General features: G+C 70.8%; 16 protein-coding genes and 1 riboswitch. Of the genes, 8 read left to right on the forward strand and 8 right to left on the reverse strand.

Annotated features, from left to right (window positions below; genetic code table 11):
* Positions 1-158: 158 nt before the first annotated feature.
* Positions 159-896 carry an HNH endonuclease gene (locus H343_RS0126430; RefSeq protein ID WP_028433588.1) on the forward strand — a complete coding sequence of 246 codons (738 nt, stop codon included), beginning with the start codon at positions 159-161 and terminating at the stop codon, positions 894-896.
* Here the strand turns inward: H343_RS0126430 and H343_RS33005 are convergent.
* Positions 874-1,341: an ATP-binding protein gene (locus H343_RS33005; RefSeq protein WP_051266111.1), complete on the reverse strand. Its 468-nt coding sequence runs from the start codon at positions 1,339-1,341 to the stop codon at positions 874-876. The two genes, H343_RS0126430 and H343_RS33005, sit on opposite strands and share 23 nt — an antisense overlap.
* Entirely contained in the window at positions 1,338-1,589 is a 252-nt protein-coding gene (locus H343_RS0126440) for a hypothetical protein (protein WP_051266114.1), read from the reverse strand. The genes H343_RS33005 and H343_RS0126440 overlap by 4 nt, the downstream gene beginning before the upstream one ends.
* 117 nt (positions 1,590-1,706) lie before the next feature.
* On the opposite strand from H343_RS0126440, the gene H343_RS0126445 reads away from it, so the two are divergent.
* The 4 genes from H343_RS0126445 to H343_RS33010 all read left to right on the forward strand — a co-directional run bounded on the left by H343_RS0126445 (position 1,707) and on the right by H343_RS33010 (position 4,768).
* The gene (locus tag H343_RS0126445; protein WP_028433590.1) at positions 1,707-2,585 is read left to right on the forward strand and encodes a Scr1 family TA system antitoxin-like transcriptional regulator; all 879 of its coding nucleotides are present in this window, start codon (positions 1,707-1,709) and stop codon (positions 2,583-2,585) included.
* Positions 2,539-2,757, forward strand: a complete 219-nt coding sequence (locus H343_RS34595; RefSeq protein WP_078506131.1) for a DUF397 domain-containing protein — start codon at positions 2,539-2,541, stop codon at positions 2,755-2,757. The genes H343_RS0126445 and H343_RS34595 overlap by 47 nt, the downstream gene beginning before the upstream one ends.
* 20 nt (positions 2,758-2,777) lie before the next feature.
* Complete coding sequence (locus H343_RS0126450; RefSeq protein ID WP_028433591.1) at positions 2,778-3,203, forward strand: PPOX class F420-dependent oxidoreductase; 426 nt, start codon at positions 2,778-2,780, stop codon at positions 3,201-3,203.
* A gap of 296 nt (positions 3,204-3,499) precedes the next feature.
* Positions 3,500-4,768 carry a protein-L-isoaspartate O-methyltransferase gene (locus H343_RS33010; protein ID WP_078506132.1) on the forward strand — a complete coding sequence of 423 codons (1,269 nt, stop codon included), beginning with the start codon at positions 3,500-3,502 and terminating at the stop codon, positions 4,766-4,768.
* A gap of 34 nt (positions 4,769-4,802) precedes the next feature.
* Here the strand turns inward: H343_RS33010 and H343_RS0126465 are convergent, their stop codons facing one another.
* Together H343_RS0126465 and H343_RS0126470 are read right to left on the reverse strand one after the other, a co-directional pair.
* Positions 4,803-5,156, reverse strand: coding sequence for a hypothetical protein (locus H343_RS0126465; RefSeq protein ID WP_028433592.1), 354 nt, complete (start codon positions 5,154-5,156; stop codon positions 4,803-4,805).
* 203 nt (positions 5,157-5,359) lie between these two features.
* Positions 5,360-6,088: a spermidine synthase gene (locus tag H343_RS0126470; protein ID WP_028433593.1), complete on the reverse strand. Its 729-nt coding sequence runs from the start codon at positions 6,086-6,088 to the stop codon at positions 5,360-5,362.
* A 503-nt stretch (positions 6,089-6,591) separates the two neighbouring features.
* On the opposite strand from H343_RS0126470, the gene rox reads away from it, so the two are divergent.
* Positions 6,592-8,082, forward strand: coding sequence for a rifampin monooxygenase (gene rox, locus H343_RS0126475; protein ID WP_028433594.1), 1,491 nt, complete (start codon positions 6,592-6,594; stop codon positions 8,080-8,082).
* A 396-nt stretch (positions 8,083-8,478) separates the two neighbouring features.
* Here the strand turns inward: rox and H343_RS0126480 are convergent, their stop codons facing one another.
* Together H343_RS0126480 and H343_RS0126485 are read right to left on the reverse strand one after the other, a co-directional pair.
* A complete protein-coding gene (locus H343_RS0126480) occupies positions 8,479-9,624 on the reverse strand; it encodes a M23 family metallopeptidase (RefSeq protein ID WP_028433595.1) in 1,146 nt (381 codons plus the stop codon).
* A gap of 11 nt (positions 9,625-9,635) precedes the next feature.
* Positions 9,636-9,795, reverse strand: a riboswitch (cyclic di-AMP (ydaO/yuaA leader).
* A 264-nt stretch (positions 9,796-10,059) separates the two neighbouring features.
* On the reverse strand, positions 10,060-11,193 hold the full coding sequence (locus H343_RS0126485; RefSeq protein WP_486587060.1) for a PP2C family protein-serine/threonine phosphatase: 1,134 nt from the start codon (positions 11,191-11,193) through the stop codon (positions 10,060-10,062).
* Positions 11,194-11,362: 169 nt separating this feature from the next.
* On the opposite strand from H343_RS0126485, the gene H343_RS33015 reads away from it, so the two are divergent.
* Both H343_RS33015 and H343_RS33020 read left to right on the forward strand, forming a co-directional pair.
* Positions 11,363-12,286, forward strand: a complete 924-nt coding sequence (locus tag H343_RS33015) for a Rieske (2Fe-2S) protein (protein ID WP_037905327.1) — start codon at positions 11,363-11,365, stop codon at positions 12,284-12,286.
* Between the two features lie 145 nt (positions 12,287-12,431).
* The gene (locus tag H343_RS33020) at positions 12,432-13,688 is read left to right on the forward strand and encodes a PP2C family protein-serine/threonine phosphatase (RefSeq protein WP_486587061.1); all 1,257 of its coding nucleotides are present in this window, start codon (positions 12,432-12,434) and stop codon (positions 13,686-13,688) included.
* 59 nt (positions 13,689-13,747) lie between these two features.
* Here the strand turns inward: H343_RS33020 and H343_RS0126500 are convergent, their stop codons facing one another.
* Entirely contained in the window at positions 13,748-14,662 is a 915-nt protein-coding gene (locus H343_RS0126500) for a D-alanyl-D-alanine carboxypeptidase family protein (RefSeq protein WP_051266173.1), read from the reverse strand.
* A gap of 412 nt (positions 14,663-15,074) precedes the next feature.
* Positions 15,075-16,549: APC family permease (locus H343_RS33025; protein ID WP_486587062.1), on the reverse strand; the 1,475-nt coding region annotated here is incomplete at its 5' end.

The following is a 16,549-nucleotide window of genomic DNA, read 5'->3' on the forward strand; positions in this document are numbered from 1 at the left end:
TGCCGACGCGGCGGCTCCGAGACCGGCACGAGAGACACGCCAGCGTCCACATGACTATGGCGGACGTGCCACACCCAAGAAGCTGCGACCGGTGAGCGGCGAGCGCCGCCTGCTACTGCCGGGCCGCGCAACGTCGGTACACCTCTACGGTGTCAAGCATGAATAGCCCTCCGTGGATCTGGGACGAACTACTGTTGGCCTGTGCCTTGGTTGTGCGCAACGACTGGCGGGAGCTGCGTGAGAACGATCGAGAGGTACGGGAGCTGTCAGATCTCTTGCGCTCGCTCCCTTTGCACGACGCTACGGCCCGCAACTTCGAGAAGTTCCGCTCCCGCGGCAGCGTGAGCCGCAAGACCTCAGATCTTGCCTCCAACCACCCCACGTATCAGGGCAAAGCGACACGGTGCAGCAAGCTCGACACAGTGGTCATATCAGCCTTCACGGAGCATCCTGCTGCGATGCTTGAGGCAGCCGACGCCATCATGGCGGGTGTTGGCTCCGGCGAGCTGTACCGGATTCCTCAGCAGCCGGATGAGGCTGAGGAGGACGGAACGACCTGCCGGGAGGGGCGGCTCCTCACTCGGTGGACCATCGCGCGGGAACGCAGTCCCCGGTTGCGGCAACGCAAGATCAGGCAGGCGGAGAGGCTGGGTCAGCCGCTCCTCTGCGAAGTGTGCGAGTTCTGCTTCGACTTCTACGGCGCGCTCGGAAAGGGGTATATCGAGGTCCACCACGTCACACCGCTGCACGTAGGCGGCATTCGTGAAACACAGCTTGATGATCTTGCCTTTCTCTGCGCCAACTGCCACCGAATGTGCCACCGCAACCGCCTTGGCGAGTCCTGGCGCACTCCTGCTGCTCTCCGCACGGAAATCACGAACGCGAACCGTTCCTGAGCACAGCATCCAGCTCGCACCAGATGGTCTTGCCGGTGGTGTGGTGGTCGACGCCCCAGTGGTGGGTCAGGGCGTCCAGGAGTGCGAGGCCGCGGCCCGTCTCGGAGTTCTCAGGGACCGGGCGCGGAGGTGGGAGCGGACGGGGGTCGGGGTCCGTGAGGGAGAGGCGGGGGTGCGGGCCGGCCATCGAGGCGTGCAGGGTGACCGGGGTGCCCTCGCCGACGTGGAGGATCGCGTTCGTCAGCAGTTCGCTGACGCAGAGCTGGGCCGTGTCGGTGAGTTCGGGCAGGTCCCACAGCTCGAAGTAGGCGGCGATGCGGCGGCGTACGGGGGAGAGGGCTTCCGGTTCGGCGAGAAACGGGATCGTCAGCGTGACGCAGCAGCGACGCACCAGGTCCCGGCGCTCCAACTCGGCAACAGGAGGGGTGTCTTCGCCGCCGGTCATCGCGCGGGCTCCTCGTCCCGGACGGACCGGAGCAGCGCGGCCAGCCTGTGGGCCGTGTCCAGGCGGCAGTTGCCGAGGGAGACGAGCGGGTATGGCTCCTCGCTCGCGTACGTGGTCAAGTCGACGCCGAGTGACGGGAGTTTGAGGCCGTGGTCGGCCAGTGCTGCGCGCAGCTCCTCAGCGCACGCCTGTATGGCGTCCCGAACCTGTGAAGGGCTGGGTTCCGGGGGTGGGTCCGGGGTGGTCATGGCGTCCTGCCTTCCGTGCTCTGTGTGACATCTTGCTCACAGAGTGGAGGCACGAAGCGTAGTGTGACAGAAGTTCATGTTCAGCAGCGAACCGTGCTGAATCGGAGGTCATCAGTCATGCCACCACGCAAGGACGTCGACGCGGCGGCGAGTGTCCCCGCCTTCTACGGTGCCGAGTTGCGCTGGAAGCGGGAGGACGCCGGGCTCACGCTCCAGGAGCTGGCGGAGGGCTGCTTCTACAGCGTCGCCTTCCTGAGCCAGATCGAGATGGGTGACCGTCGAATGCCCGTCGATCTCGCCCGCCACGCCGATCAGCTACTGAGCACTGATGGATTCTTCGAGCGACGTTGCGAGGACGCCCGCAAAGCGCGCCGGGGCGGGCATGCCGAGTACTTCGCAGACGTGGCAGAGATGGAGAAGGGAGCCCTCACTGTGGAGGAGTGGGCTCCCGGGCTGGTCCCGGGCCTTTTGCAGACCGAAGCCTATGCTCGGTCTGTCATCCGGGCTACGCACCCCCTGGAGCCCTACGACGACGTTCAGGCGAAGGTGGACGCCCGGCTCAGCCGCGCCCGGCTCTTCGGGGCTCCTCGTCCAGCTGAGATCTGGGTTGTGCTACACGAACTCGTCTTGCTCCAGCCTGTCGGCAGCTCCAGCACGATGGCCGAGCAGTTGGAGCACATCATCGAACTCACCCAGCAGTGCCGCATCGTTACGCAGGTGGTTCCGGTGAACGCGGGGGCGTTCCCTTTCATGATGGGCATGAGCAAGTTCATGACGTTCCCCGGCTCGCCACCTGTGATGTATACGGAAGGTCTTCACAGTGGAGAACTCATCGATGAGCCAACGCTCGTGAAGCAGTACGGCAGGTCCTACGATCTGCTCAGGGCCGCCGCACTGCCACCAAAGGCGTCCCTGACGATGATCGAGTCAGCGGCAGGGGACTTCAGAGATGACCAGCAAGATTGCCAACCTGGACAGCAATGCCGTTTGGCGTAAAAGCAGTTACAGCAATGGCAGTGGTGGCGACTGCGTCGAGGTCGCCCCTGGCACCCCCGGCGTCGTACCCGTACGGGACAGCAAGCAGAGCGGCAACTGCCGCTCCGTGCTGGTCTTTCCGGCGGACGGCTGGGGCGCGTTCGTGGCCGCCGTCAAGGGCGGGCACTTCTGAGCGGAGAGGACTGAGGACCGGTGGATGAGGATCTGCTCGCGCTGCTCGCGGAGCACAAGCTGGGTGTGCTGGTGACCCTGAAGCGGGACGGACGGCCGCAGTTGTCGAACGTCAACTACACGTACGACTCCGCCCGCCGCCTCATCCGGGTCTCGGTGACCGCCGACCGCGCCAAGTCGCGCAATCTCGCCCGTGATCCGCGCGCGAGCTTCCATGTCACCAGCGAGGACGGCTGGGCCTGGACCGTTGCCGAAGGTGACGCCGAGTTGACGCCCGTCGCGGCCGATCCGTACGACGACACCGTCGAGGAGCTGATCGACGTCTACCGCGCTGTCAGCGGCGGCGAGCATCCGGACTGGGACGAGTACCGCGCCGCGATGGTCGCCGACAAGCGGCAGGTGGTCCGGATCGGCGTCACGCACGCCTACGGGCAGCCCCGGCGCTGACGAACCAGGGCTTCCGCCGCTGGTCAGGGCGCGTACGCCCCATCGCGTGCGCCCTTCGTGCCCGGCATGCCCTCCCCCGCGCCCGCGCGCCTCTACCGGACTGTGTCCGTGCCCTCCAGCATGGTCGGGGAATGTGGAATTCGTCCGACCGACCATCGGAGGAGTCGGCATGGCCAAGCACGAGAAGCCGCCGCCGGAGCCGTCGCAGGGCAAGCCCCCGCCGGGAAACTCGGACGGGCAGGTGCCCACGCCCGAGCCCGGTTCGGGCAAGCGCAAGAAAGAGAAGTAGGACTCCCGTGTCGGTCTTCGGCGGGCAGCGGCGGGAGTTGGCGGAGTCCATGGACCGGCGGGGGGTGTGGCCCGCCGGCTCACCGTGGGTGCGCGGTGCCGTCGAGGCCCTGCCGAGGCATGAGTTCGCGCCGGAGCGGCTGTGGCAGTGGGACGGCCGGACGTACGTGCCGGTGGACCGGGACTCCGACGAGGAGCGGTGGGCGGGGCTCGTCTACGGCGGCCCGTACGACGCGGCCGTCACGCGGGTCTCGGCTGCGGGAGCGGCCTCGTCCAGTCTGTCCTGCCAGGCCGTCGTGGCGGACATGCTCGACGCGCTGGGCGTCCAACCAGGCCACCGCGTCCTGGAGTTGGGCGCCGGGACGGGGTGGAACGCGGCCCTGCTCGCCTACCGCGCCTGTGCCGGCGGCGGCTCCGAGGCGGGCAGCGGCTCCGGCGCCGGGCAGGTCACCAGCGTCGAGGTGGACCCGTGGCTGGCGGAGCAGGCCCGGTCGCGGCTCACGTCAGCTGACGTCCGCGTCCTCGTCGAGACGGGTGACGGCGGAGAGGGATGGCCGCCGGGGGCGCCGTACGACAGGGTGATCTCAACGTATGCGGTGGACCGGGTGCCGTGGCTGTGGGTGGCCCAGTGCCGTCCGGGCGGCCGGATCGTCACGCCCTGGGGGTGGTTGGGGCATGTCGCGCTCACCGTCGCCGGGGACGGCTCGTCCGCGTCCGGGCGGATGCGGGGGCTCGCCCAGTTCATGCCCGCTCACGGCACCGCCCCGGGCGCCGCCTTCGAGGACGTACGGGGCACGGGCCCGGCCGAGGACGAGCGCGAGGTCCGGCGGGATCTGCGTCCGCTCCAGGAGGACTGGCACCTGCGGTTCGCGCTACGCGTCGCCCTGCCGGAGCTGCGCGTGCGTACGGCGGTGGACGAGGACGGGGTCAACGCGTGGCTGCACGACGGCACTTCGTCATGGGCCGTCCTCTCCGCACTGCCCGACGGCCGGACGGTGGCACACCAGGGCGGCCCGCTGCGGCTGGCGGACCTGCTGGAGAGGGAGTGGGACACGTGGACGGCGATGGGCGGCCCGGAGCTGTACGACTTCGGCATGACGGTCGAGCAGGAGCGCCAGTTCGTATGGGCGTGGGACGAAATCACCGGCCCGCGATGGGAGTTCCCCGAACCGGGGAGGAGTGCCACGAGTGCGGTCCGCTCCCCGAAGCCGGGAGAACGGGCCGGGGCACAGTCACCGTCACCGGTCACGGAGGGGCGATCGTCCCCGCAGCACTGACGTGTTGGTCCCTGCCTGCGTCACCGTCCTCCGCTCAGGACGCCAGGTGCTTGATCTTCTCGAACGGGTAGCGGCACACCACGACCACGGCGAACGCGTAGCCGGCGAACGCCAGCAGCCCCGGGGTGCTCACGGACCGGCCGCCGTCGCTCATGATGACCAGTCCGGCCGGCACCAGCGGTGCGAGGCTGAGCACTGCCGCCCCCGTGCACCAGAAGGCGACCAGCCGGTTCGCCCGCTGCCTCAGTGCCGGGTCCCGCTGCACGGCGTCGGGCACCTCGTACCCGGCGGACCGGCGGCAGACATCTCCGCTGTACCCGGTTCTCGCCGCCAGCGCGCTGACGGCACCGAGGACCATGAAGCAGCAGAAGATGAGTACGTACGCCATGAGTGATCTGACCAATCGGGTGTTTCGCTCGCCGGATGCGGGTTTCCGCTCGGGAACCTACCTTCGGCGACGTGCTCGGCGCCGGGGTGGGAACGCCCGGGACCGCGTGCTCGCCGCCGTCGAGGACACCTACGCGTGACGCGGCGACACGGCAGGAGTCCCCCGGCAGGCAGCTCCCGGCAGCAGCTCCCCGGCCGGCGGCCTCACGCCCCCGCCGTACGGGCGACGTAGACGGTGTTGGCCGAAGTGCCGCCGTGCAGGGGGTTGTCGAAGGTGACGACGTGCGCGTCGGACTCGGCGAAGACCTCCGCCAGCGCGGAGTTGAAGCCCTCCTCCGGCGGGTCGTCCGACCACAGGGCGAACACACCGCCGGGGTGGAGCTGTTCGGCCAGGGCACGCAGGCCCGCAGGACGGTAGAAGCTCGCGTGGCCCTCGTGCAGCACATGGGCGGGCGAGTGGTCGATGTCCAGCAGGACGGCGTGGAAACGGCGCCCCGGGACGTCCGGGTCGAGACCGCCCGGGCCGGAGCCGAGCGCCTTCGCGAAGAAGTCCCCGGCGACCAGCCGGCAGCGCGGATCGCCGGCCAACCGGGCCCCCAGCGGCACCAGTTGACGCTGATGCCAGTCGATCACCTCACCGAGGGCCTCGACGACGGTCAGCGACCGTACGCGTGGATCGTCCAGCACGGCCCCCGCGGTGTGGCCGAGACCGAGACCGCCGACGACGACGTCCAGATCCGTCTCCGGCAGCCCGGCCAGGCCGAGTCGGGCCAGTGCGATCTCCCCGGCGGTGAAGAGGCTGGACATGAGGAACTCGTCGCCGAGCTTGACCTCGTGGACGTCCGCGCCCGTCGAGGGGTCCCTGCGCCGCCGCAGACTGATCTCGCCCATCGGCGTGGGCCGCCAGTCGAGTTCCTCGAAACGCGCGCTCATGGGCCCTGCTCTCCTCTTGCCGTGCCGGTGATACGTCCGAAGTGGCAGCCCTTCCCCGTCGGTTGCTCCGGGGAAACGGCGGCCTGCCGGCGGGCGTCGGAGAGGGCGATGACCACGTCTCGCGGCGTCGTCCGGGCACCCGGGCGGATCTTCACGCCGACGGTACTCCACAGCGGACCGCGGAACGCCCGGCGGCGAAGGGCCGGGCGGCACGGAGCCGCACGACACAGCGCCTGACGACAGCGCCGGATGACGGGGCCGGACGCAAAAAAGCAAGGAGCACGCCCGCTCCTTGCCACTCTCAACGTATAGCGCACGGGGGGCCTTGCGGCAAGACCCGGGTCGTGCCGCAGAATCGTCGGCCGAGGCCGCAACCTGCGGAAATCACTGATTCGCGAAGTCCGTGTGCTTTTGTCGACGTATGACGCCACGGTGCGGGCGGACTCGCCGCCGGCCGGGCTGAGCAGCCGGGCCGGGAATCAGGCTCTTGGAGTGGGGGTTTCATGAATGACGTGATCATTGTCGGCGGTGGACCGACCGGCATGATGCTGGCCGCCGAACTGCGGCTGCACGGTCTGCGGGTGGTCGTGGTGGAGAGGGAGAAGGAGCCGGTCACGTTCGTCCGCTCGCTGGGTCTGCACGTGCGCAGCATCGAGGTGATGGACCAGCGCGGTCTGCTGGAGCGGTTCCTCGCGGAGGGCACGAAGTACCCGGTCGGCGGCTTCTTCGCCGCCATCAGCAAGCCGTCACCCCAGGGGCTGGACACCGAACACGGATACGTCCTCGGCATTCCGCAGCCCGTCACCGACCGCCTGCTGGCCGAGCGTGCCACCGAGCTGGGCGCCGAGATCCGGCGCGGCTGCGCACTGGTCGGACTGAGCCAGGACGAGGAGGGGGTGTCCGCCGAACTGGCCACCGAGGACGGACGCACGCTGCTGCGCGCGCGTTACCTCGTCGGCTGCGACGGCGGCCGCAGCACGGTGCGCGGACTGGTCGGCGTCGGCTTCCCCGGCGAGCCCTCCCGTGTCGAGACGCTGCTGGGCGAGATGGAGGTGACCGAGGATACGGAGAAGGTGGCCGCCGTGGTGGCCGAGGTCCGCAAGACCGAACTCCGGTTCGGCGTCGGGCCTTTCGGGGACGACGGGGTGCACCGCGTCGTCGTGCCCGGCGAGGGGGTGACCGAGGACCGCACGGTCCCGCCGACTCTCGAGGAGTTCAAGCGGCGGCTGCGGGCCGTCGCCGGGACCGACTTCGGCGTGCACTCACCACGCCGGCTCTCCCGCTTCGGCGACGCCACCCGGCTTGCCGAGCGCTACCGGACCGGCCGCGTGCTGCTGGCCGGCGACGCGGCGCACATCCACCCGCCCACCGGCGGACAGGGCCTCAACCTCGGTATCCAGGACGCGTTCAACCTCGGATGGAAACTGGCCGCCGAGGTCGGCGGCTGGGCGCCGGAGGGGCTGCTGGACAGCTACCACACCGAACGGCACCCGGTGGCCGCCGACGTACTGGACAACACCCGCGCACAGATGGAGCTGATGTCCACCGAGCCGGGCGCCCGGGCGGCTCGCCGGCTGGTGTCGGAACTGGCGGACTTCGAGGAGGTCAACCGGTACCTGATCGAAAAGGTCACCGCGATCAGCGTCCACTACGACTTCGGCGAGGGCCACGAACTGCTCGGCAGGCGGATGCGGGACGTAGAGCTGAAGCGGGGGCGACTCTACGAGCTGATGCGCGGCGGGCGGGGGCTGCTGCTCGACCGGACCGGCACGCTGTCCGTGGCGGGCTGGGGCGACCGGGTCGACCACGTCGTCGACACCTTTGCCGACCGAGACACCGCCGCCGGTGCCGATGCCGGCACCGGCACCGGCACCCGCGAACTGGACGTGCCCGCCGTGCTGCTGCGGCCGGACGGCCACGTGGCGTGGGCCGGCGAGGACCAGCAGGATCTGCTCGGCCATCTGCCCAAGTGGTTCGGCGCACCCGCCGGCTGAGCGGGCCGGGCAGGGCGCGGGAAGAGGACCGGCGGCCCTGATGTCGGGGGGTGGTCCACCAGGGCCGCCGGGGCATGTGCGGGGCCGTGGGCCCCCGTCCGCCGCCGCCCCGTCCCCTCCATCTCCGTGCCGAGGGGCATGGGCGAGTCGTGCGTGGTCCAGCGCACCTCGACGGTGCGAGGCGGCGGCGGCGCGAAGAGTCTTCGCGGGATCTCGATGTGCCGCGGATGCTGCGGGGCCGGCCGCCGGCCGCTGGCCCCGCAGCGCGGCCGGGTGCGGCGAGTGGCCGGTGCCACGGGCCGGACCGGCTGGACGGGTCCGGCCCGTGGGCCGTACCAGTGAGGAGGCGCAGAAGTGAGCCGGGACAGGGGACGGACGTGACGCCGCCCCCGGCCCTCAGATGCTCAGGCCCTTGCCCCGCAGCCACGCCATCGGGTCGATCGGTGAGCCGCCGCCCGGGCGGACCTCCATGTGCAGGTGTGCGCCGGTGACGTTGCCGGTGGCGCCGACGCGGCCGATGACCTCGCCCGCGCCGACCTTCTCGCCGGCGGTGACGTTCATGGACGACTGGTGGGCGAACCACACCTCGGTGCCGTCGTTGAGTTCGAGGATGGTGCGGTAGCCGTACGATCCGGCCCAGCCCGCTTCCTTGACGGTTCCGGAGGCGACGGCCTTGATGGGCGTGCCGGAGGCCGCTGCGAAGTCCTGGCCGGTGTGGTCGTTCGACCACAGGCTGCCCGACTCGCCGAAGGTGGAGGTGAGTTGGGCGCCCGCGACGGGAAGCGAGAAGCTCTTGGCGAGCTTGGCCAGCCGGGCCTCCTCCGCCTTCTTGCGCTTCTCGGCCTCTGCCTTTCGGTCGGCGGCGAGCGCCTTGGCGGCCTTGGCCTCCGCCGCGTCGGCCGCCTCCTTGGCGGCGGCGTCGCGTGCGTCGGCGTCGGCCTGGGACTGGGCGTCCTGGGCCTGGGCGAGGATGCGGGAGCGCAGCGCCTCGCCCGCGTCCGTACGGCCGGCGGCCGCGTCGTCCGCGGTGAGCGCGCCCTGCGTGAGCGGCTGGCCCGCGATCTCCTCGGAGTCGCCGCCCGCGAGGAGGCTGACTCCCGGCAGGTCCTCGGCGGCGGAGACGTCCGGCATCGAAATGGCGGAGGGCTTCTCCTGCGCGGTGGCCATGCCGCCCGCGCCGACCGCCGCGATCATGCCGACGCCGAGGACCGCGCTGCTGCGGGCCATGCTGCCGCCGCGCTGCTTGACGACCTTGTGCCGCCCGCGTACGGGGCGGACGGTCTCCTCGGTGGGGTTCCAGCCTTCGTAGCGTTCCGGGGCGTCGTCGCCGCCGTGCCAGAGGTAGGGCTGTGGCTCGGAGTCGCCGGTGGCGGAGCCCGTCTCGTACGTCTCCGTCAGCAGCGAGCCCTGCGAGTCCGACCGACCGTAGGTGCCGTACTGGGGGTACGAGCTGTAGGGACCGAAGACCTCGTACGTATGGGACTCGTAGTCGCCGCCGTACGGGGCATAGGTGCCCTCGGGGGCATGCCTGTTGGACGCCACGGGGGCGTTCTCCTTTCCTTCCTTCTCGCCTACCGGGTTAGCTGACGGGTTCGGAGCAGGAAGGTCTCCTACGAACTGCCCGCCCATGGACGGAACTTGTCGATTCACCCCATCCCCGCCGTGCGAGCCGGCAGGGGGTGGTTCCCCGGTTCCTTTCGGTGCATCTGTATCGAGTTGTGGCTCGGGGTGGTGCACTTTCAGGATTCGGCGACGGTGCACGGTGCCGTCTCTCGTGACGGCAGTGACGACCGCGCTGCGTTACCGAACGTTAATGGAGCCCCGGCTCGGATTCCAAGCGGTTCCAGTGGAATTTGCACTCGCATGACAGAGCCGCGAGGACAGGTGCGGCGAATCGGGACACGCGGTCACCGGGCCGGTGCACGTGTGCGCGGTGCGTGAGGGGAGTGAGGGGGAGAAGGGAGAGTTGAGAGCCCGTCAGTCCGGGGACCTGTCCCGCTGCACTGCCATCAGGGCCATGTCGTCCTTCACGCGACCGCCGGCGTGGGCACGGACGTCCGCGAGGACGCGGTCCAGCAGCTCCGCCGGGTCGTCGAAGACGCATCCCGCGAGCCGCGTTCCGGGGTCGAAGAACGTCCCGGACCGGTTGCGCGCCTCGGTCAGGCCGTCCGTGTAGAAGAGGATCTGCAGCCCCGGGGGGAAGGGCAGTTCCTGCACCCGCCCCCTCCAACTGCCCAGTTCGCTCAGGCCCAGCGGCAGGCACGGCTCACTCGGATCGAGGAAGCGGGGCCTGCCGTCCTGAAGCAACAGCGGGGCCGGATGGCCCCTGTTGAGCACCCGCAGGGTCCTCTCGCCGCCCGCCGTGAACTCGGCGAGCAGCGCGGTCGTGAACCCCTCCAGGTCCTCCTCTCCCCCTCGGGGCCGTCTCTCCCGCAGCAGCGCCCGGTCCAGCCGGTCGGCGACCCCTTCGAGGGTGGGCTCCTGCTCGGCGGCCTCCCGGAAGGCTCCGAGAAGGATCACGACCGTGCCCACGGCGGCCAGGCCCTTGCCCCGCACGTCGCCGAGAAGGACGCGCACCCCGTGCGGGGTCTCCTGCACCGCGTAGAGGTCCCCGCCGATCTGCGCACCGTGCGCCGCCGCCTCGTACCGCACCGCGATCCGCAGCTCCCCCGCCCGGGGCAGAGGTACGGGCAGCACCGCGAACTGGGCCGTCTCCGCGACCGAACGGGCGGAGGCCAGAGCCGCCCCTCTGCGGCGTACGAACCAGCTGATCCCGGTCGCCAGGACGCTCACCACGGCGAGGGTGACCACCCTGGTGAGGTGGTCCTGCAAGGTCGACATCCCCCCGGGGAGCAGCAGCGTCGCGGCCAGGAGCCCGGTCGAGAGCAGACCCGTCAGGGCGGTGGCGGCCGTCGAGGCGACGAACGCGACGATCAGCGGCGCGGCGGTGAAGAGGGGAGTACCCGAGATGTGTGACGGGGTGAGCAGGGTCATGAGGGTGCCGGCGAGGATCAGCAGCGCGGCCAGCATCAGCAGCAGACGCGTGGCGGGACGCCCGATGAGGTCGCTTTCGTACCGGGAATCCGGCGGCATGCTGTGGCGGTCCTGCATCTCTTCGCGCTCCCTGGGGCGTGCCCGGCCGGCCGGCTCACCCGACAGGCCAGTACCTCAGCCTCGCCCCGGTCACCGGTGGCGGCCAGCCCGGGAGGACCAGCCGGAGCACAGGACGCCCGCCCTCGACGGAGTCGTTTGCCTCCCGACAGGAGGGGAACCGGGCGGTATGTCCTATTCACAGAAAATCCTCGCGTGCGCGACCGCCCTGCGCTCCGTCCTCCCCCACCCCGACGGCCCGGGACGCGTGCTCACCGCAGTCGAGAACGTGGAGCGGAGCACCGTCCTCGACCCCGTGATGTCGAGCGTGCGGCGTTCCGTGCAGTCCCTGCCGCTGGGCGAGCAGACACGTGACGCCCTCCACGGCCGCTGGCTCGGGCATCCCGTGCATCCGGCGCTGGTGCAGATCCCCATCGGCACCTGGGCGTCGGCGGCCGTGCTGGATCTGCTGCCCGGCAGGCGCTTCGCACCGGGACTGCTGGTGGCCACAGGACTCGTCGCCGCCGTGCCGGCCGCGGTGACGGGGTGGATCGACTGGGCGGACCTGCGCAAGCCGCAGATGCGCGTGGGCCTCGTGCACGCCGCGGCGAACTCGGCCGCGGTGGGCCTGTACGCCGCGTCCCTGGCCGCCCGGCTCCGCGGGCGCTCCCTGCGCGGACGGGCGCTGGGCTACGCGGGGCTGACGGCGGTCGGACTGGGCGGTGCGCTCGGTGGGCATCTGGCGTACCGGCAGGCAGCGGCGGTCAATCACGCCGAGGACATCTCCGTACGCGCGGAACCCGGCTGGCACCCGCTGGGGACGGCCGCGGAGTTCCCGGTGGACGAACCGGTGGCGCGCGAGGTCGGCGGCGTGCCGGTCGTCGTCGTACGGGAGAGCGGCGGCTCCGTGTACGTGCTGGCGGACCGGTGCAGCCACATGGCGGGGCCCCTGTCGCAGGGGAAGGTGGCCGACGGCTGTGTGCGCTGCCCGTGGCACGGGAGCGTCTTCCGCCTCTCGGACGGGTGGAACGTCAGCGGCCCCGCGACCGCGCCGCAGCCCGTCTTCGAGACGCGGCACGCCGGCGGGCGGGTGGAGGCACGGCTGAAGCGGTGACACGCGGGGCCGGGCGCACTCGCCGCCGTCGCGGGCCGGACGACCTGCCCGCCCGTCCCCGTCCCGTGTCCCCCGGCTGCGTGGAGGCCGGGCCGGACCGGTGCCGCGGACGGAGACTGAGCAGAGGCCGGACCGAGGGGCAGCGGTGGCCGACCGCCCCATGGAGGGAACGGACATGGGCACGGGCAGAGTTGTCGCCGAACGCGCGGAAGTGATGCAGCGCGCGGACCGCGGCGGGCGCATGCGGCGCAGAGAGCTGCTGCCCGCATGGGTGCGGTGGCTGCCCCTGGTGCTCGTGGTGCTGGCGCTCAGCCTGGAGATCGCCTCGCCCACCCGCTACTCCTTCGCCTCCCTGCTGACGGCCGCCGTGGTCCTCGCCGCGCTGCTGTCCCGGCCCGTCGTCACCGTCGTCGTCGGCGCAGTGTGCATCGCCATGCTGGTGAGCATGCACGTGGCCCTGGACGACGTGTATCCCGAGAACGTCACCGGCCCCGTCATCACGCTGGTGCTGGTGACCGGGTTCGCGACGGTGCTGGCGACCGTCCTGGAACGCACCACGCTGCAACTCGTACAGGTGCAGGCGGTGGCCGAAGCCACCCAGCGGGCACTGCTGCGGCCGCTGCCCCCGCGGCTCGGCCCCGTACGCCTCGCGGGCACCTACCGGGCCGCCGACGAGGCCGCGCTCATCGGCGGCGACTTCTACAGCGTCAGACCCACCCCGCACGGAGTCCGGGTCGTCGTCGGCGACGTACGCGGCAAGGGCATCGGCGCGACCGAGACGGTGGCCACGATCACCTCCGCCTTCCGGGAGGCGGCGGCCTCCGCCCCGACGCTGACGGAGGTGGCCGACCGCATCGAGCGCTCCATGGCGATGGACCGCGCCGACATGGAGGCGGGGGTCTCCCTGGCCGCACCCGGGCGCCGTGAGCAGCCCGGGGGCTGGGCGGCGGAACTGTTCGCGACGGCGGTACTGCTGGAGTTCCCCGAGGAGGGCGGCCACGTACGGGTCCTGGACCGGGGGCATCCGCCGCTCGTCCGTCTCGGCGGACAGGACGGCGTGACCCAGCTGGACTCGCAGCACGCCCTGCCGCTCGGCTTCGGCGACCTCGCCCGGGAGCCGGCCGCAGAGGTGAGCTACCGGCTGACCGAGTGCGAGACGCTCGTGGCGTACTCCGACGGAGTCACCGAGGCGCGCGACCGGGACGGGCGCTTCTATCCGCTGGTGCAGCGGCTGGAGGAGCGCTACGGAGGTGGAAGCGCCCGTGCGCACCAGGGCGCCGGGGACATCGACCCCGCCGAGGTAGTCGCCTTCATCCGGAAGGACGTCCGGCACTGGGCGGGGTCGGTCAACGACGACATGGTGATCGTCGTCCTGCAGAATGACTCACGGGCGGCGGCGTGAGAACCGCCCGGGTGCCGCCGCGCGTGAGGCGGCGGCACCCGGGCGGGCACGCCGGGCCGTCAGTCGCGCTCCGCTCCCTCCGGGAGTTTGCGCAGGTCCAGCTTGCCGGTCTCCTGCTCGAAGGACCAGTCGAGCATCTTCTTGGCGTCGGCGTAGCGGTCCCCGCTGTTGAGGATCACGCCGGCGACCGAGCGGTCGCCCTTCGTCGCCGCGAAGACGAGGCACGGGCCGGCCTTCGTCCCCGTGCCGGTCTTGATGCCGATGACTCCGCCGTAGGAGCCCAGAAGCTGGTTGGTGTTGTACCAGGTGTAGGTGCGGCCGTTGGTGGCCTCCTGCTTCGTCGACGTCGACTTCGCGGCCGCGCGGATGTTCTTGCTGCCCAGTGAGTACTCGGCGAGCGTGGCCATGTCCCGCGGGGTCGAGTGGTTGGCGCCCGTCTTGGAGATGCCGTCGAAGGAGTCGAACTCGGTGTTGGTCATACCGAGTTGGTCGGCCTTGGCGTTCATCTTCGAGATGAAGGACTTGGTGCGGGCAGCTGTGGTGTCACCCGTGCCGACGGCGTCCGCCAGCGCGTACGCAGCGTCGCACCCCGAGGGGAGCATCAGCGCGTAGAGGAGCTGGCGGAGGCTCAGCTTGTCGCCCGTCCTCAAGTCGGCGGTGGACGCACCCCACTTGGTGACGTAATCACGGTAGGCCTGCTTGACGGTGATCCTGCGGTCCAGGTCGATGTTCTTCGTGCTCACCACGACCGCGGCGGTCATCACCTTGGTGGTGCTGGCCATCTCGCGCTGGGTGTCGGCGCCCTTGCCCCACATCTCCTCGCCGGAGGAGGTGTCCAGCAGGAACGCGCCCTTGGCCTTCACGTCGGAAGGACCGGCCGCGTGGGCCGTGACGACAAAGGGCCCCGCTGCCAGCACGGCTCCTGCCGCCACCGCCGCGGCACCGATGCGGCGGGCCCTTCTCGAAACACGTATCAACTCAAAGCTCCATCGTCCGTGGGACCGGCGGCGGTCGCGCACAACCGGACCCAGCAATCAGGGAATCGGAGAAGCGGTCTCCCGGTCTTCACAGGCCGGCGCGCCGCGCCCGTCGGTCGTACCGGCGCGGCCGGCCACATCCTTTCGCGAACCGACCGTCCGGAGGAAGAAGCTGAGCGGCACTCGATCGAGTGCATTCGGACGGAAGGACGTACGGGGCGGCAGAGCGGCATCCGGGACGGCCGCGCCGGTCTCCCGCCCACGAGAGGGCGGCGGCGGCACGACGGCACTGCTGTACGGCGTGACCGTACACGAACGCAGACCGCGGCGCGGGGCGCGGGGCCCCGACCGGTCTGCGGTCCCGAACGCCCTTCGGCAGCGCCGGGTTGAGAGTTCCGGGGCGGAGCCGTCACACCTTGGTCCGCTTCGGGGGGATCGCGTCCCCCGAGGGGGCGTCACCGCGCCCGTAGTGGTGGGTGGTGAACATGTAGAGCAGCCCGGTCAGCACGACGACGCCGCCGCACAGCAGCACGATCCAGTTGTCGTACCAGGGCTCCTCCGGCGTGCGCGCCCAGGAGATGTTGATGATGGCGAAGATGCCGTACGCCAGCGCCGTCGCGTTGACCAGCACACCCCACCGGCCGAGGCGGAACTCGCCGCGGGGCTGCCACCCCTTCAGCCGGGCGCGCAGGGCGGCGAGCACGACCATCTGGAACGATCCGTAGATGCCGAGGATCGCAAACGAGACGATCTTGGTGAGGGCGTCCTCGGAGATGAGCGAGCCGAACGCGATCACGGCCGGTACGACGGCGGCGACCAGCAGGGCGTGGTGGGGGACGGCGCGCGTCCAGGAGAAGGCACGCAGCATCCTGTGACCGATGATCATCTTGTCCCGCGCGTAGGAGTAGATGAGACGCCCCGCGGCGGCCTGGAGGCTGATCGTGCAGGACAGGAAGGAGATCAGCACCACGCCCATCACCAGCCGCGCGCCCACCTCCCCCAGCGCGTCGAAGAGCACGCGCACCACGGGGTCCGTGTCCTCACCGGCGATCACCGCCTCGTAGTCGGTGACGGCCAGGAGCAGCGTCAGACAGGTGAACGTCGCAGCGGCGCCCCCCACATAGACGGTGCGGCGCATCGCCTTGGGGATGACGACGCCGGGACGGGCGACCTCCTCAGCGAGATCGCCGCACGCCTCGAAGCCGTAGTACTGGTAGAAGCCGATGATGCTCGCCGCCAGGAAGACGGGCAGGTACGAGCCGCCCTCGGAGGCGCCGAAGTCGTCGAAGACGACACCGAGTCCGTGAAAGCGGTGGGTGGTCAGCAGCCAGATCCCCACGACCACCGCGCCGAGCAGTTCGGCGGTGAAGCCGATGACGGCAGCCTTCGAAAGCGCCCTGGTGCCCGCGTAGTTGACGATCGCGGCGACGAGGATGAGCGCCACCGTGCACAACACGGTGGTGTGCACGGTCGGTTCGAACCCGAAGAGGATGGCGATGTAGGGCCCGGCCCCGTAGGCGACCGCGGTGATCGTGACCAGCAGCGCCCACATGTAGACCCAGCCGGTCATCCAGGCCCAGCGGATGCCCCACAGCCGCCTGGCCCAGGGGTAGACGCCGCCGGCGATGGGGTACTGCGCGACGATCTCGCCGAAGACGAGCGCGACCAGGAACTGGCCCGCGCCCGCGAGCACGAACGCCCAGATCATCGGCGGCCCGCCGGTGGCCAGCGCGGTCGCGAAGAGGGTGTACGTGCTGACGACCGGGGAGAGATAGGTGAAGCCGAGGGCGAAGTTCGCCCAGGGCCCCATCTCCTTGCGGAACTCCGAGCCGTGACGGGCATCCCCCGTGGAACCGCCCCCCGGGCCTCCGGGGCCTCCGGGGC

It is taken from the genome of Streptomyces sp. TAA204, assembly GCF_000424965.1.

What these genes read in the sequence shown, in the direction of transcription:
- H343_RS0126485 (WP_486587060.1), bottom strand. Translation starts at nt 11,193, where the DNA reads ATGCAGGACCGCCACAGCATGCCGCCGGATTCCCGGTACGAAAGCGAC.
- rox (WP_028433594.1), top strand. Translation starts at nt 6,592, where the DNA reads ATGAATGACGTGATCATTGTCGGCGGTGGACCGACCGGCATGATGCTG.
- H343_RS0126445 (WP_028433590.1), top strand. Translation starts at nt 1,707, where the DNA reads ATGCCACCACGCAAGGACGTCGACGCGGCGGCGAGTGTCCCCGCCTTC.
- H343_RS0126470 (WP_028433593.1), bottom strand. Translation starts at nt 6,088, where the DNA reads ATGAGCGCGCGTTTCGAGGAACTCGACTGGCGGCCCACGCCGATGGGC.
- H343_RS33005 (WP_051266111.1), bottom strand. Translation starts at nt 1,341, where the DNA reads ATGACCGGCGGCGAAGACACCCCTCCTGTTGCCGAGTTGGAGCGCCGG.
- H343_RS34595 (WP_078506131.1), top strand. Translation starts at nt 2,539, where the DNA reads ATGACCAGCAAGATTGCCAACCTGGACAGCAATGCCGTTTGGCGTAAA.
- H343_RS0126440 (WP_051266114.1), bottom strand. Translation starts at nt 1,589, where the DNA reads ATGACCACCCCGGACCCACCCCCGGAACCCAGCCCTTCACAGGTTCGG.
- H343_RS0126465 (WP_028433592.1), bottom strand. Translation starts at nt 5,156, where the DNA reads ATGGCGTACGTACTCATCTTCTGCTGCTTCATGGTCCTCGGTGCCGTC.
- H343_RS33015 (WP_037905327.1), top strand. Translation starts at nt 11,363, where the DNA reads ATGTCCTATTCACAGAAAATCCTCGCGTGCGCGACCGCCCTGCGCTCC.
- H343_RS0126430 (WP_028433588.1), top strand. Translation starts at nt 159, where the DNA reads ATGAATAGCCCTCCGTGGATCTGGGACGAACTACTGTTGGCCTGTGCC.